Annotated in this window: 17 protein-coding genes; 11 read left to right on the top strand and 6 right to left on the bottom strand. The window is 62.7% G+C overall.

The genetic code is table 11. The features are described from left to right. Nucleotides 1-142 precede the first annotated feature (142 nt). Nucleotides 143-1,126 (top strand): NAD(P)-dependent oxidoreductase, encoded by a 984-nt coding sequence (locus ABVK50_RS08205; protein ID WP_353642028.1) that lies wholly within the window; start codon nt 143-145, stop codon nt 1,124-1,126. Between the two features lie 79 nt (nt 1,127-1,205). On the opposite strand, the gene ABVK50_RS08210 is transcribed toward ABVK50_RS08205, so the two are convergent. From ABVK50_RS08210 to ABVK50_RS08230, 5 genes are all read right to left on the bottom strand, one after another. Next, a complete protein-coding gene (locus tag ABVK50_RS08210) occupies nt 1,206-2,495 on the bottom strand; it encodes a cyclopropane-fatty-acyl-phospholipid synthase family protein (protein WP_353642027.1) in 1,290 nt (429 codons plus the stop codon). A 121-nt stretch (nt 2,496-2,616) separates the two neighbouring features. Further along, entirely contained in the window at nt 2,617-3,192 is a 576-nt protein-coding gene (rplI, locus tag ABVK50_RS08215) for a 50S ribosomal protein L9 (RefSeq protein WP_353642026.1), read from the bottom strand. A 213-nt stretch (nt 3,193-3,405) separates the two neighbouring features. After that, on the bottom strand, nt 3,406-3,654 hold the full coding sequence (gene rpsR / locus ABVK50_RS08220) for a 30S ribosomal protein S18 (RefSeq protein ID WP_006203718.1): 249 nt from the start codon (nt 3,652-3,654) through the stop codon (nt 3,406-3,408). Then, on the bottom strand, nt 3,654-4,118 hold the full coding sequence (rpsF, locus tag ABVK50_RS08225; RefSeq protein ID WP_353642025.1) for a 30S ribosomal protein S6: 465 nt from the start codon (nt 4,116-4,118) through the stop codon (nt 3,654-3,656). Before rpsF ends, rpsR begins: the two co-directional genes overlap by 1 nt. Before the next feature lie 292 nt (nt 4,119-4,410). Continuing rightward, nucleotides 4,411-4,596, bottom strand: coding sequence for a hypothetical protein (locus tag ABVK50_RS08230; protein ID WP_353642024.1), 186 nt, complete (start codon nt 4,594-4,596; stop codon nt 4,411-4,413). On the opposite strand from ABVK50_RS08230, the gene ABVK50_RS08235 reads away from it, so the two are divergent. Next, complete coding sequence (locus ABVK50_RS08235) at nt 4,580-6,154, top strand: pilus assembly protein TadG-related protein (protein ID WP_353642023.1); 1,575 nt, start codon at nt 4,580-4,582, stop codon at nt 6,152-6,154. The two genes, ABVK50_RS08230 and ABVK50_RS08235, sit on opposite strands and share 17 nt — an antisense overlap. A gap of 18 nt (nt 6,155-6,172) precedes the next feature. Here ABVK50_RS08235 and ABVK50_RS08240 read toward each other — a convergent pair whose 3' ends face one another. Then, complete coding sequence (locus ABVK50_RS08240) at nt 6,173-7,978, bottom strand: LTA synthase family protein (protein WP_353642022.1); 1,806 nt, start codon at nt 7,976-7,978, stop codon at nt 6,173-6,175. A 342-nt stretch (nt 7,979-8,320) separates the two neighbouring features. Between ABVK50_RS08240 and fabD the strand changes: the two genes are divergently transcribed. From fabD to gmk, 9 genes are all read left to right on the top strand, one after another. Continuing rightward, the gene (fabD, locus tag ABVK50_RS08245; protein ID WP_353642021.1) at nt 8,321-9,250 is read left to right on the top strand and encodes an ACP S-malonyltransferase; all 930 of its coding nucleotides are present in this window, start codon (nt 8,321-8,323) and stop codon (nt 9,248-9,250) included. 66 nt (nt 9,251-9,316) lie between these two features. Continuing rightward, complete coding sequence (locus ABVK50_RS08250) at nt 9,317-9,538, top strand: DUF6290 family protein (RefSeq protein WP_353642020.1); 222 nt, start codon at nt 9,317-9,319, stop codon at nt 9,536-9,538. After that, nucleotides 9,522-9,788: a type II toxin-antitoxin system RelE/ParE family toxin gene (locus ABVK50_RS08255; protein ID WP_353642019.1), complete on the top strand. Its 267-nt coding sequence runs from the start codon at nt 9,522-9,524 to the stop codon at nt 9,786-9,788. The genes ABVK50_RS08250 and ABVK50_RS08255 overlap by 17 nt, the downstream gene beginning before the upstream one ends. A 27-nt stretch (nt 9,789-9,815) precedes the next feature. Beyond that, nucleotides 9,816-10,553 (top strand): 3-oxoacyl-[acyl-carrier-protein] reductase, encoded by a 738-nt coding sequence (gene fabG, locus ABVK50_RS08260; protein ID WP_353642018.1) that lies wholly within the window; start codon nt 9,816-9,818, stop codon nt 10,551-10,553. Nucleotides 10,554-10,926: 373 nt separating this feature from the next. Next, the gene (locus ABVK50_RS08265) at nt 10,927-11,163 is read left to right on the top strand and encodes an acyl carrier protein (RefSeq protein WP_353642017.1); all 237 of its coding nucleotides are present in this window, start codon (nt 10,927-10,929) and stop codon (nt 11,161-11,163) included. A 34-nt stretch (nt 11,164-11,197) separates the two neighbouring features. Continuing rightward, complete coding sequence (fabF, locus tag ABVK50_RS08270) at nt 11,198-12,460, top strand: beta-ketoacyl-ACP synthase II (RefSeq protein ID WP_353642016.1); 1,263 nt, start codon at nt 11,198-11,200, stop codon at nt 12,458-12,460. Between the two features lie 99 nt (nt 12,461-12,559). Then, complete coding sequence (gene mltG / locus ABVK50_RS08275) at nt 12,560-13,744, top strand: endolytic transglycosylase MltG (RefSeq protein WP_353642015.1); 1,185 nt, start codon at nt 12,560-12,562, stop codon at nt 13,742-13,744. A gap of 92 nt (nt 13,745-13,836) precedes the next feature. After that, the gene (locus ABVK50_RS08280; RefSeq protein ID WP_353642014.1) at nt 13,837-14,727 is read left to right on the top strand and encodes a YicC/YloC family endoribonuclease; all 891 of its coding nucleotides are present in this window, start codon (nt 13,837-13,839) and stop codon (nt 14,725-14,727) included. 6 nt (nt 14,728-14,733) lie between these two features. Then, nucleotides 14,734-15,390, top strand: coding sequence for a guanylate kinase (gene gmk / locus ABVK50_RS08285; RefSeq protein WP_353642013.1), 657 nt, complete (start codon nt 14,734-14,736; stop codon nt 15,388-15,390). The last annotated feature ends 2 nt before the right edge of the window (nt 15,391-15,392 follow it).

Raw genomic sequence — 15,392 nt, forward strand, 5'->3', positions numbered from 1 at the left:
AGCATAACGCGTGAATGAAGAACAAAACAAGAAAATGTGGTGCTCCACCCCGACCGATGGAGCCTGCATTCGGGAATTCATCGGATGGCCCTTCCTTGTTAGGTTCGCGTGATTCCGATCGAGAGCAAGAGAGCGAGGCGGCATGAGAGTTCTGGTTACGGGAAGCGCCGGTCACTTGGGCGAGGCGCTGGTCCGCGCCCTGAGGGATTTGCGATATGAGGTCGTGGGTCTCGACATTTCGGCGTCGCCGTTCACGACCGAAACCGGCTCGATAACCGACCGCGCTTTAGTGGGGCGATGCATGGACGGCGTGCAGGCCGTGTTCCATGCGGCCACCTTGCACAAGCCGCACGTTGCCACCCACAGCCGGCAGGATTTTGTCGATACCAATATTTCGGGCACGCTCAATCTTTTGGAAGAGGCGACAAGGGCGGGCGTCAGATCGTTCATCTATACGAGCACGACCAGCGTCTTCGGCGACGCGCTCGTGCCGCCGGCCGGAGCGCCGGCCGCTTGGGTGACCGAGGAGGTCTCTCCTCGGCCAAAGAACATCTATGGCGTCACCAAGTCGGCGGCCGAAGACCTTTGCCATTTGTTCAGCAGGAACCAAGGGCTTGCCTGCATCGTGCTGCGGACCTCCCGCTTCTTTCCGGAGGAGGATGACAGCAGGGACGTGCGCGACGCCTATTCGGACGAGAACGTCAAGGCGAACGAGTACCTCCATCGCCGCGTCGATATCGAGGATATTGTCAGCGCGCATTTGCTTGCTGCGGAACATGCGCCGGCGATCGGGTTTCGCAAATACATCGTCAGCGCGACCACGCCCTTTCAGCCCGGGGACCTCACCGACCTGCGCGCAGATGCGCCGCGCGTGGTGGGAAAGCGCGTTCCCGCCTATGAGGCGGAATACCGGCGGCGGGGCTGGAAAATGTTTCCGAGCATCGAAAGGGTCTATGTAAACGAGCGCGCGCGAAAAGAACTCGGCTGGCGGCCGCGCCATGATTTCGGGTCGATCGTCGATCGGTTGAGCAAAGGCGGCGAGGTCGCCAGTCCCTTGGCCCGGCTTGTCGGGTCGAAAGGGTATCATGCCGAAACATTCGCCGAGGGGCCGTATCCGGTGGAATGAGCCTTGGCCCGTCCGCTCGGTCGGGCTCCAGGCATCGCATCTGGCTGATGCTCCTGCTCCGCGGGAGAGGCCGGCAGAATTATTCGCCCGGCTCCGAAATCCGCTTCGCGCGCGATTTTCGGGCGGCTGCCGGCTTCCGGTGCGCTTCCTCGTGGATGGCCAACGCCCTCTCGCATTTGCCGATATAGTCGCGGGTCACCGGGAGCGTGTCGTTGCGGCGCGTAAGCTGGATCTGGAAAACCATCAGGTCCTGCCAGCGGAACGAGGCTTCCGAGCCGGCGAGGTAGAATTCCCACATGCGGCAGAAGCGCTCGTCGTAGATCGCCTTGGCGCGATCGCGATTGGCGAGGAAGCGCTCGCGCCAATGCTTCAGGGTTTCGGCGTAGTGCAGGCGCAGGATCTCCACGTCGGCGAGCATGAGCCCTGACTTTTCTATCGCCGGCAGCACCTCGGAAAGCGCCGGGATGTAACCGCCGGGGAAAATGTGTTTGCGGATGAAGGCGTTGGTCGCCCAGGGCGGGCCGTTGCGGCCGATCGAATGCAGCAGCATGACGCCGTCTGGCTTCAGCAGCGAAGCGCATTTGTCGAAGAAGGTGGCGTAGTGGTTGACTCCGACATGCTCGAACATGCCGACCGAGACGATGCGGTCGAAACGCTCGGTGAGGTCGCGATAGTCCCTGAGCTCGAAATGGACGTGATTTTCCAGGCCTTCGGCATGGGTGCGCTCGGCGGCGACGGCATGCTGTTCGGTCGAAAGCGTGACGCCGAGCACCTCGGCCTCGAAGGTTCGCGCCAGATAAATGCCGAGGCCGCCCCAGCCGGAACCGATGTCGAGCACCGTCTGGCCGGGCTTCATCGCCAGTTTCGCGGCGATGTGCCGCTTCTTGGCCGCCTGCGCCTCCTCCAGCGTCATGCCGGGGCGCTCGAAATAGGCGCAGGAATACTGCATGTCCGCGTCGAGGAAGAGCTTGTAGAATTCGCCCGAGAGATCGTAGTGGCGCTGGACGTTGCGGCGGGCGCGCGCCGCGGTGTTGACCTGCTGCAGTCGGCGGAAGGCGTGGCGGAAACCTTCGACGGCCTTGGTCCACGACGCCTCGATGCCGCCCGGTCCCATATTCTGGTAGACGATTTTCAGGAGGCCGAGCATATCGCCCTGGATGACATCCAGTTCGCCTTCCATGAACGCTTCGCCCAGCGCCAGCATGGGATCGAAGGTGATGGCGCGTTCGGCGTGCTTTGTCTTGATGACGACGTGGACTGGATCGCCGCTGCCGTCGCCGAAAACATGGTTGGTTCCGTCTGGACCGGTGACGGTGAGATTCCCCGTCCTTACCAGCCGTTCGACAACATGCTGCAGCAGTTTGTTCATCGCAATGCCCTCGATCGTCGCAAGGCGACACCCAAGTTCGTGCGGTCCCAATAGATTCCAAATAGCAAAAAAAAGCCCGGGCACAAGGCCCGGGCATTGGTCCAGCATTATGCGAACCGGATTAGGCTTCTTCGCCTTCCTCCGCATTCGGATCGAAGAAGTTATCCGGGCGCGCATTGTCGTTGATGTCCTCGCCGTAGATCGCCTCGGCGGTGGTCAGGGTTTCGCCCTTGGCCTGGCGCTCGGCTTCGTCGGCCGTGCGGGCGATGTTGAGCGTGATCGTGACCTCGACCTCGGGATGCAGCGCGATCGCCACATTGGTGAGGCCGATCGTCTTGATCGGCTGGTTGAGCTCGACCTGGTTGCGGCTGACCGTAAAGCCTTCCGCGGTGACGATCTCGGAAATGTCGCGGGTCGAGACCGAGCCGTAGAGCTGGCCGGTTTCGCCGGCCGAGCGCACGACGATGAAGCTCTTGCCGTCGAGCTGGTCGGCGATATTCTGGGCTTCCGACTTGCGCTCGAGGTTGCGCGCCTCAAGCTGGGCGCGCTGGCCTTCGAACTTCTTCTTGTTGGCCTCGTTGGCGCGCAGCGCCTTGCCCTGCGGCAGGAGGAAATTGCGGGCGAAGCCGTCCTTGACCTTGACGGTTTCACCCATCTGGCCGAGGCGGGAAATGCGTTCTAGAAGAATGACTTCCATTGTCTTGTCCTTTCAGAGCCTGAAGCGGCTGATTCAAAAGACGAGGTCAGGAAGCAAGATGGCGGCGCGGCCGCCTGTGTCGCTGTCCTGCCTGTCGCGGCAGTTAGGGTTCAGAACCGAGAGAACCCAACCCGGGATTTGATGTCGCCCGAACCGCGCCCGTCGCGGAAGGGGAATGGCAGCGGGCGGCAAACCGCCCGCTGCCGAAGAGATTTACCTGACTACGTAAGGCAGGAGGCCGAGGAAACGGGCGCGCTTGATCGCCTTGGCGAGTTCGCGCTGCTTCTTCTGGCTGACCGCCGTGATGCGCGACGGCACGATCTTGCCGCGCTCGGAGATGTAGCGCTGCAGGAGACGCACGTCCTTGTAGTCGATCTTCGGAGCGTTGGCGCCGGAGAACGGGCAGGTCTTGCGGCGGCGATGGAACGGGCGCCGGGTCGGGATCTGGTTGATGTCGACCATTATTCTGCACCTCCTTCAACGCCTTCGCGCGGACGGCGCGGGCCACGATCCCCACGATCACCGCGGTCGCCGCGATCACGGTCGCCGAACGAGCGCGGGCCGCGGTCGCCGAAGCCACGGTCGCCGCGGTCGGAACGCTCTTCGCGCTTCTGCATCATCGCGGACGCGCCTTCTTCATGCTTCTCGACCTTGATCGTCAGGAAGCGCAGCACATCCTCGGAGAGGCCCATCTGGCGTTCCATCTCGCTAAGAGCGGCCGGAGGACAATCGAGATCCATCAGCGTGTAGTAAGCCTTCCGGTTCTTCTTGACCCGGTAGGTAAGGGACTTCAGTCCCCAGTTCTCGACCCTGCCGATCGACCCGCCATGCGAGGAGACGACGTCCCTGTAATGCTCCACAAGGGCGTCGACCTGCTGCTGCGAGAGGTCCTGCCGGGCAAGAAACACATGTTCGTATAGAGCCATTGTTCTTTGCCTTTCTTCGTTTCCCTGTCCGGTTCCCGGCGGCTAAAGCCTCTGCAACTTCTCTTGGACCCTTCGAGGCCTTGCGGCCTCCTCAGGGGAAGAAAGGAGCATGACGAGACGGTCGAGAGCGGAGACACGGGAGGCGGAAGCACTTTTGCTTCACACGGCGGCTTTCCTGAAGAAAACCTCCGGCCCTCCGTTCAGCCCCCAGCTGGGACCGGCAGATTGCGCGGGTCTATACAGCATTCCTGCCGGAAGGCAAGGCTTGCGGGAAACCGTGCGGCAAAGCACGTCAAGGGCGTGGCAAATATTGGTTAACCACAGTCACCATCGCAGCCGCAGGCATCGGAAACCATAAGCCTATTTTCACCAAGAGCAGGCAGAAATCGCCATGCAGGTTTTTTTGGGGGTTCACAATGCTTCTCAAGCGGTTCTGGCGCTCGACGGCCGGAAATTTCAGCATGATGATGGTGGTCACGCTGCCGGCTACCCTCGGGGCCGCGGGCCTGGCAATCGACGTGACCAATCTTCTGACGGCCAGAACCAATCTTCAGAACGCGCTGGATTCGGCGGTGCTTGCCGCCTCGCGCCTGATGGATGGATCGAAGTCGCGCCAGGAGGCGTTCGATGGCTTCTTCGCCGCCAATATCTACGGCCGCAACGGTCTGGAGAACGCCGAAGCCGATTTATCGGTGGAGGAGGGGGTCAACTACATCAAGACGTCCGCGACCGCGCACGCCGATGTCAACCTGCATTTCGCCTTCCTCTTCGGCAAGAGCGCCAGAGTGACCGCCGAAGCCAGCGCCTATGAATCGACCGCAAACCTCGAAGTCGCCCTGGTGCTCGACAATACCGGCTCGATGGGAGCCACTAACATGAAGGCGTTGCGGGAAGCCGCGACCGACCTGATCGAAACCCTGCAAGCCGAACAAAAGGCAAAGCCCGACCGCGAAATCCGCGCGGCTCTCGTTCCTTTCGTCACCGCGGTGAACATCAAGACCCCGGGTGAAAACTACATGTCATGGATCGACACCAGGACGAACCTGCCCGAGAACGACCCCGGCTTGAACGGGAAGAATTTCGAGCCCAACGAGCAAGGGAAGCGTGTCGGTCACTGGTTATTGTTCAACAAACTGCACGCAATTATCCCTGAGGTTGAGTGGAAAGGCTGCGTGGAGGCGCGGCTTGCCAGGTTCAATGCGGACGGCACGCCCAAATTGGGGGACTCGCCGAATCTCGACGACACGCCGCCCGATCCGTCGAAGCCTGAAACCTTGTTCGTGCCCTATTTCGCTCCGGACGAGCCCGGGAAAGCTCGCGCGGCGATCAACAGTTCAAACGAACTGAACAACACCTATCTCGACGACACAGACGTTCCCAACAATGCGGACGCGCGAACGATTCAGAAGTCGCTCGCCAAATACAGCGTCAAGGGCATCGCAAATGTCATCAGCGAAAAGGCGCCGACGACAAGCGGCCCGAACTATGCCTGCGCGACACCGATAGCCCCGCTCACCAAGGATCTGACGGCGCTCAAGACCGAAATCGGAAAGATGGTTTACTGGTATGGCTCCGGCACGAACGTGTCCGAGGGGCTGGCCTGGGGTCTGCGGGTGCTGTCGCCAGGCAAGCCATATACGCAAGGAAACCCGTTCGACGCCAAGGAGACGACGAAGGTGGTCGTGGTCTTCACCGATGGCGAGAACAACGTCTTCGGCGCTGCCAACGCCTCGATCAACAAGTCCGACTACGGCTCATACAATTTTCTGGACACAGGCCGAATGGGAACGACCGACCGGAGCAAGGCGCTGGACAACGTCAACAAGATGACCCTGGGGGCGTGCAATCTTTTGAAAGACAAGGATGTCCGGATATTCACCGTCGTGCTGGGCGCCGATTCGAAGAAAAACCGGGATCTCTACAGCACCTGCGCGACCAGCCCGGCCGACTACTATCCGACGAAGAACCCCGCCGAACTCAAAGCTGCCTTCCAGCAGATCAGCTACTCCATCTCGCAGCTTTCGGTTACGAACTGACGGGGGCGGGCTGGGAGTTCAGCTGGTCCCGGGGTGCTGTTTCTTCGTTGTTTCCGGGAAGAACGTTTTCGCGCCGTGGCGCTTGCCGAACATGATGTCGAACTGCAGCAGGCGGAAATCGCGGATCGCCGGATCGATCTTCTTGTCGCGCGCCCAGTCCGGCGTCGCCATCCCCCGCGGGGTCACGAGCACGTTGCGGTCGACAACGCGGAAACGCTGGCGCATATCGCCGAGGAAGCCAGTGTAATAGGGGTGGCTGATACCGGCCGTCTCCAGCACATGCAGCGGCAGGAAGGCCGGGCTGATCGACCCGAGATTGCCGACCGGGCCCTGGCGATTCGACCAGATCACCAGCGGCGTCTCGTGCTGCGCTTGCATATTGGCGAGCGGCGCCTTGCGGTCGGCGACCGGCTTTTTCATGAAACCGGTCTCGACGAAGACAGGACCGAGCGGTGGAAGGTGGTCGCCGAAGAAGGCGATGACGGTCGGGCGTTCGCGCTTTTCAGCCCACTCGATAAGCCGGGCCAGGCCGTGGTCGGCATCGGCGGCACCCTCGGCGAAGGTCAGGATCGAACCCTTGGCCCAGGCGCTCGCGGTAGTCTCGACCGTGTGCGTGGTCCCGGTATAACGGTTCGGCTCGTAGGGGCCGTGGCTCTGCAGCGTCACTGCGAAGAAGAAGAACGGCTCGGCGGTCGCTTCGGCCTGCCGGATGATCTCCTCGGTAAGCGCTGCATCCGACGCGAGCGGTCCGCGCTTTTCCAGCGGCGGCAAATTCTCTTCGGACATGAAGCGGTCGAAGCCGAACGCATCATAGACCGGAGCGCGATTCCAGAACCAGCCTTCGAACGGGTGGATCGCGCGGGTGGCATAGCCCTGGGTCTTGAGGAAGGTGGCGAGCGAGGGCATCGGCTCCCGGACATACTGCTGGTAGGGGATGCTGCCATAGGGCAGGAAGGCGTTCGAGAAGCCGGTCAGCGCCTCGAACTCGACATTGGCGGTCATGCCGCCGAACTCCGGCGAAAATACATGGCCGGACTGGATCGCGCGGACATTGGCGATCGGGTCGGGCGTGATCGTGACGCCCGGCAGCCGGGTCGGATCCCAGAAGGATTCGCTCATCACAACGATGATGTCGGGCCGCTCGGCCGGAACCGTCGGGGCGGCGTCGCCAGGCTTGCGGATCGCCTCTATCGCTTCCTTCGAATAGCCGTCGGGCGCATTCACCTTGGCCATCGGCACGTTGAGCGCAAAGGCGATGGCAAAGCCGTTCGAGGCGTAATTTTCCTTCTGGTCCCACATCATCGGGATGATCTGCAGCCGGTCGCGCGCCCAGGAGAACGTCGCGTAGTCCATGATCGAGCCGAAGAACAGGAGCGCGGGGAGGGCGACGGCGAGCCGTGCGGCGCGGGCCTTCAGCGGCAGGGCCGGAAATCGCCGCCGCCAGAAACGCCACAGGCTCACCAGAAGCGCGATGCCTGCCACCACGGAAACGCCGAGCACGACGGCCAGAATCGGGCGCTCGCGCACCAGGAGCGGCGCCAGCTCGATAATTTGGCGCGCGTAGAGGAAATCGGTCGGATAGAGTGGATCGCCGAGATAATGCGACTTCTGGTGGCCGACAAAGGCCAGAAGCAGAACGGCGGGCGCAACCACCAGCAGCGCGAGATAGGCGCGGCCCAGAAGCGCGTCGAAGAAGAGGATGAGCAGCGCGAACAGGAGGACCGTGGTCCAGCCGGGGCGGAAGGGCTGCTGAAAGAAAAGCAGCGTCTCCGCGAGTGAGCCGCGCACGATCAGTTCGACCGAAAACACAAGGATGGTCGACACCAGTAGCGTCAGCCCGACCGATCCTGCAAGGCGCAGTAGATATCTGCGACGCCCATCCGTTCTGACCGTCCGCCCTACCTCAAATCCGTTTTGCGCCACCGACCCTTGGCCTGTAACGATTTTTCCCAACTCAATATCCTCAACCGCAATAAAAACGTCATGCAAGTGTCATCGTTCCGTCACAGAAGCTAGAGCCCGTGGCAAAATTGAGAAGGGGGCGGCCTGCGCGCGCGTTCAAAGCAGGACCTGCCGGCATTTTCGGCACGAAGCCGGCGTGGGCTTGACTCGCCGGCCCGCCTCGCGTCACACGGCAGCGGACGAGACACTGCGGAGCGAGAGATCATGGCCGTCGCATTCACCTTTCCGGGGCAGGGCAGCCAGGCTGTCGGCATGGGCAAGGATCTGGCCGACTCTTTTCCCGAAGCGAGACGGGTTTTCGAGGAGGTCGACGATGCGCTCGGCCAGAAGCTTTCGAAAATAATATGGGAAGGGCCTGAAGAGACGCTGACGCTGACGGCCAATGCGCAGCCGGCGTTGATGGCCGTCTCGCTTGCAGCGGTGCGTGCGCTGGAGGCGCGCGGCTTCTCGCTGAAGGACAGGGTTTCCTACGTCGCCGGTCATTCGCTCGGCGAGTATTCCGCACTCGCCGCCGCCGGCATGTTCTCCATCGCCGATACGGCCAGGCTCCTGCGCATCCGCGGCAATGCCATGCAGGCTGCGGTTCCGGTCGGCGAGGGCGCGATGGCCGCGATCATCGGGCTGGAGCAGGGCGATGTCGAGGCGGCCTGCGCCGAGGCTGCGAAAGGCTCGGTGTGCCAGGTCGCCAACGACAATGGCGGCGGCCAACTGGTGATCTCCGGCGCCAAGGCGGCGGTGGAACTGGCGGCGAGGCTCTGCACGGAAAAGGGCGCCAAGCGGGCGCTGATGCTCCAGGTCTCCGCGCCGTTCCATTCGGCGCTGATGGCGCCGGCCGCAGAGATAATGCGCGAGGCGCTGGCGAGCGTGACAAAGCACGCACCGATGGTGCCCGTTGTGGCGAACGTTACCGCGACGCCGCTGAGCAACCCGGACGAGATCGTTGCGCGCCTGGTCGAACAGGTGACCGGACGCGTGCGCTGGCGCGAGACGGTGGAATGGTTCGCGGCAAACGGCGTGACCGTGCTCTACGAAGTCGGAGCAGGAAAAGTGCTGTCGGGGCTGGCGCGGCGTATCAACAAGGAAGTCGCGACCAGGGCGGTCGGCAGCGCAGCGGATGTCGACGCGGCGCTCTGATCCGCCGGGTTGCGTAAACTGGCCCGGTGAGATACATTGAATACATGTATCTCACCGGGATTCGATATGCCCACATCCATCAGACTGTCGGAAGAAACCGAGACGCGCCTGAATGTGCTCGCGCAACGCACGGGTCGCACCAAGGCCTATTATCTACGCGAACTGGTCGAGCGCGGCCTGGAAGACCTTGAGGATTATTATCTCGCCGTGGAAGTCATGGAGCGCATACGCCGTGGCGAGGAGGATATCCTAACTTCCGAGGAAGCCTGGCGTGGCCTGGACGATTGAATACTCGCGAACCGCACGCAAGTTCTTCGAGAAAACGGACTCACGGACACGCCGGCAGATCAGGGATTTTTGCGAGGTGCGCTTGGCGACACTCGATGATCCCCGCAGCCTCGGAAAGGCGTTGAAGGGCCAGTTGGGCAGTTTCTGGGGCTATCGGTCGGGCGATATGCGCATCATCTGCGATATCCAGGATAAGAAGCTCGTCATTCTTGTTGTCGCGATTGGAAATCGGCGGGACGTGTACAAATAGCCGATTTGAAGGGAAAAGGTTTCATAGATGTTCGACTTGACTGGAAAAAAGGCGCTCGTCACCGGGGCAAGCGGTGGTATCGGCGAGGCCGTAGCGCGGGCGCTGCACGCGCAGGGCGCGACCGTCGGCCTGCACGGCACGCGTGTCGAAAAGCTTGAGGCGCTGGCCGCGGAGCTTGGCGAGCGGGTGAAGCTGTTCCCGGCGAATCTTTCGAATCGCGACGAGGTCAAGGCATTGGGCGCAAAGGCTGAAGCCGATCTCGAGGGCGTCGACATATTGGTCAACAATGCCGGCATCACCAAGGACGGACTCTTTGTCCGCATGTCGGACGCGGATTGGGACGCCGTGCTGGAGGTGAACCTGACCGCGGTGTTCCGGCTCACCCGCGAACTGACCCATCCGATGATGCGCCGCCGCAGCGGCCGGATCGTCAACATCACCTCGGTCGTGGGCGTCACCGGCAATCCTGGCCAGGCGAACTATTGCGCCTCCAAGGCCGGCATGATCGGCATGTCGAAATCGCTCGCGCAAGAGATCGCGACACGCGGCGTGACGGTCAACTGCGTGGCGCCGGGTTTCATCGAATCAGCCATGACCGACAAGCTCAACGACAAGCAGAAGGAGGCGATCATGGCCGCCATTCCGGCAAAGCGCATGGGCACCGGCGCGGAGGTCGCCTCCGCTGTGGTTTACCTGGCCTCGAACGAGGCCGCCTACATCACCGGGCAGACGATTCATGTGAATGGCGGCATGGCAATGATTTAGGTGCATCGATATTCGGGTGAGGCCGGCCTGCGCGGCTCGGCCTGACCTGAATCTCAACGCACCTAACCGTCTGCCGCACGCTCCGCTCCGGATCTCTGCTCGGCATCTATGTTGCCCCTGGCGCTGCGGCGCCCCGTTCTCAACAATCATCGCACGGACCGAGTTATCCAACAGCCATACCGCTGGTGTCGGTGGAGAAGCTGTTTTCGCCTTGGACGTGCGCGTTTTTTCGTGTAATGCCGCGCTCAACCCGGCGGTTCGCACCTGTTCGCGCCGCGGCGATTGCGTTCCTGCAGGGAACATCTTTCAGCTTGATTAGCGGCATTCCGCCCGCTAACGAGGACCAGACAAACACATAGACGAGGATGCCCAAATGAGTGACACCGCAGAGCGCGTCAAAAAGATCGTTGTCGAACACCTCGGCGTCGAAGCCGAAAAGGTGACGGAAGGGGCGAGCTTCATCGACGATCTCGGCGCCGACAGCCTTGATACGGTCGAACTCGTTATGGCCTTTGAGGAAGAATTCGGCGTCGAGATCCCGGACGATGCGGCCGAGACGATCCTGACCGTCGGCGACGCCGTCAAGTACATCGATAAGGCATCGGCCTGACGCTTTCGCCAGCGGTCAGTTCGGGAATTCCGCAATGAGACGTGTAGTCGTCACCGGCATGGGTCTGCTCTCGCCGTTCGGCGTGGGCGTCGAACATGGCTGGCGTGAATTGCTCTCCGGCCGCAGCGCCGCCAAGCGGATCACCGAATTCGAGGTCGAGGATCTGCCCTGCAAGGTGGCGCACGTCATCCCTCGCGGCGACGGCACGGGCGGCACCTTCAATCCTGAGGCGTATCTCGAGCCGAAGGAACTCAGGAAGATAGGCGACTTCATCCTCTACGGGATCGCGGCCGCCGACGAGGCACTGAAGGATGCCGGCTGGGAGCCGCAAGCCGAGGAAGACCGTTGCGCCACGGGCGTCATGATCGGCTCCGGCATCGGCGGCATCGACGGCATCGCCGACAACGCCATGGTGCTGAAGGAGCGCGGTCCGCGCCGCATCAGCCCGTTCTTCATTCCAGGCAACATCATCAACCTTGTGTCGGGCCAGGTGTCGATCCGGCACGGGCTCAAGGGTCCCAACCACGCCGTGGTGACCGCCTGTTCCACCGGCGCGCACGCGATCGGCGACGCGGCTCGGCTTATCATGTTCGGCGACGCCGACGTGATGCTGGCCGGCGGCGCGGAATCGCCGGTCACGCGCCTGTCGCTCGCGGGCTTCGCTGCTTGCAAAGCGTTGTCGACCGACCGCAACGACGCCCCTGGTACCGCCTCGCGCCCCTATGACCGCGACCGCGACGGCTTCGTCATGGGCGAGGGCGCTGGCGTCGTGGTTCTGGAAGAGCTGGAGCACGCCAAGGCGCGCGGCGCGAAAATCTATGCCGAGGTGACCGGCTACGGCCTGACCGGCGACGCCTACCACATCACGGCCCCGGCGGCCGACGGCGACGGCGCATTCCGCTGCATGAGCGCGGCGATCAAGCGGGCCGGACTGGCGCCCGCCGATGTCGACTACATCAACGCCCATGGCACCTCGACCATGGCCGACACGATCGAGCTCGGCGCTGTCGAGAGGCTGGTCGGCAATGCGGCGTCGAAAGTCTCGATGTCATCGACCAAATCGTCGATCGGCCATCTGCTCGGCGCGGCCGGCGCCGCCGAGGCGATCTTCTCGGTTCTCGCCATTCGCGACAACGTCGCGCCGCCGACCATCAATCTCGACAATCCCGAGCGCGAATCGGCGATCGACCTCGTGCCGCACAAGCCGCGTTCGCGCCAGATAGATGTCGCGCTGTCGAATTCCTTCGGCTTCGGCGGCACCAACGCATCGCTGGTTTTCCAGCGCTACAATGGCTGAGCGCCGGAACAGCGCTGCTTCGCCGCGAATTTTGCCATACTCTGGTGGTTGAGGAATGATGCGCGGCGGGGCCGGCGCATGTGGATTTGTCGAGGCAATATGAACACCAGTCCAGCGAACCCGGGGGAGTTCGGCCAGCGTACCGAAGCGCCAAAGCCGATTGTGCCCAAGACCGCGAGCGAGGCCCTGAGGCCGGAAATCGGGACGCCGCCGCCGAAGCGGTCGCGCGCCTCGCGCAACCAGATCGTGGTGTTCATGAACTTCATAGTCTCGTCGGCGATGCTCCTGGTGCTGGCGGCGGGTCTCGCCGTCTATCTCGGCAAGCGCGAATTCGACGGTCCCGGCCCCACGGAGACTACGCAGACCTTCCTGGTCAAGCCCAATAGCGGCCTGATCGACATTGCCGACCAGCTCGAACGGCGCGGCCTGATCAGTGATGCGCGCGTCTTCCACCTCGGGGTTCGCGCCTATGGCAATGAAGGATCGCTGAAAGCCGGCGAGTACGAAATTGCAGCCGGCGCCTCGATGCGCGATATCATGGAGATCCTGAAGAGCGGCAAGTCGGTGATGCAGTCGCTGACCATTCCCGAAGGGCTGACGGTCGTGCAGGCTTTCCGCAGGATCGCCGAGCATGAGGCGCTGACCGGCGACATGCCTTCCGATATCCCGCCGGAGGGCAGCCTGGCCGCCGATACGCAGCGCTTCACACGCGGCGCCGACCGCAAGCAGATCATTGACAAGATGCTGGCCGACCAGAAGAAGCTGGTGGAGGAAATCTGGGCGCGCCGCGTGCCCGACCTGCCGCTGGCCGATATAAACGAATTCGTCACGCTGGCCTCGATCGTGGAAAAAGAAACCGGCAAAGGCGATGAGCGTTCACGCGTCGCCGCGGTGTTCCTCAACCGCCTGAAGAACAAGATGCGGCTGCAATCGGACCCGACGATCCTCTATGGTCTGTTCGGCGGTTCCGGAAAACCAGCCGACCGGCCGATCTATCAGTCGGACATCGAGAAGCCGACGCCGTACAACACCTATACGATAGACGGCCTGCCGCCGACGCCGATCGCCAATCCGGGCAAGGCCGCGCTTGAAGCCGTGGCCAATCCGTCGAAGACCGACGACCTCTATTTCGTTGCTGATGGCACCGGTGGGCATGTCTTCGCCAAGACCCTGGAAGAGCACAACGAGAACGTTGCTCGCTGGCGCAAGATACGGAAGCAGCAGGCGGAGGAAGCTGCCAAGGCGGCTTCCGGCGCAGCGGTGGAGCCGGCCGCCGCGCAGTAGCGTGGCATGAGCCTGGTTCGTCGGGGTCGAACCGGGCTGTTTGAGGCATTGCCCATTCCGGGCCATGCCGTTGGGGGGACGCGGGGCGCGCTATGAATCTGCAGAGCATGACCGGCTTTTCGCGTGCCGCCGCCGAACATGACGGCGCGTCGATCGCCTGGGAGCTGAAATCTGTGAACGGCAAGACCATCGAAGCCAGGCTGCGTCTGCAGCAAGGCTTCGAAAGGCTGGAGCCGATCGTCAGGCAATTGGTGCAGAAACGCTTTTCGCGCGGCAACATCCAGGCGTCGCTGACCGTCGGTCGGGCTGCGGGAACTTTGGTGCAGCCGGTCATCAACGAAGCGTTCCTGAAGGATTTGGCAGGGCTGGCAAAACGTCTGGAAGAGCAGTTCGGCTTGGCGCCCGCGAGCGCCGACGGGCTTTTGGCGCTGCGCGGCGTGCTCGAAATTCCCGAAGCGACCGAAACGGAGGAGGCGCGCGCCGCAATCGACGCCGCCGTTCTTTCCGTGCTGGAGAGGGCTCTGGACGGGCTCGAGCAGGCGCGACAAGCCGAGGGTGCTGCGCTGAAGGCCGTACTCGGCGTCCATATCGGCACGATTGAAGTGCTGGTGCTGAGGGCCGAAGCCGACCCGTCGCGTGAGCCGGCTGCGATACGCGCCCGCATCGCTGAGCAGGTGGCGCTGCTGATGGACGCGTCGGCCAATCTCGACGAGAGCCGGCTGCACCAGGAAGCGGCGTTCCTCGCCACCAAGGCCGACATACGCGAGGAGATCGATCGGCTGAAGACGCATGTCGCTTCGGCGCGCGCGCTCCTCGACGGCGGCGGCGCGGTAGGCCGCAAGCTCGATTTTCTTGCGCAGGAATTCAACCGCGAATCGAATACTCTGTGCTCGAAGTCCAATGCTGCAACAGTGACCGCTATCGGGCTGGAGCTGAAAGCGGTGGTCGACCAGTTCCGGGAACAGGTTCAGAATCTGGAGTAGTAGCGCATGAGCGCGGAAAACCCCTCGGCCGCCATTCGCCGTCGCGGTCTGATGCTGGTTCTGTCGTCGCCCTCGGGCGCCGGCAAATCGACGATCGCGCGCAACCTGCTGGAAAACGACCACGATCTCAGCCTGTCGGTCAGCGTCACCACGCGGCCGCGCCGCGCCAGCGAGATCGAGGGCGTGCATTATCATTTCGTTTCGCAGCGCGAGTTTGACCGACTGCGCGATTCGGACGCCCTGCTGGAATGGGCGGAGGTTCACGGCAATTGCTATGCGACGCCGCGCGAGCCGGTGGAAAAGGCGATGGCCGAGGGTCGCGACATGCTGTTCGACATCGACTGGCAGGGTGCGCAGCAGCTCAAGGAAAAGATGCGCGCCGACATCGTCTCGATCTTCATCCTGCCGCCTTCGATGCGCGAACTGAAGGCGCGGCTGAAGCGTCGCGCAGAAGACCAGGAGGCGGTGATCGAGACGCGGCTGACCAATGCCCGCACCGAGATCGAGCACTGGAAGGAATACGACTTCATCGTCATCAACAACGATCTCGACCGCGCCTATGCCGAGGTGAAGGCGATCGTCACCGCCGAAAGGCTGAGGCGCGACCGCCGGCCGGGACTGTTCGATTTCGTGTCGGGACTGCTGGACGAGAAGACCGGATAGGG

Source organism: Mesorhizobium sp. WSM2240 (assembly GCF_040438645.1).
Lineage (GTDB): Bacteria > Pseudomonadota > Alphaproteobacteria > Rhizobiales > Rhizobiaceae > Allomesorhizobium.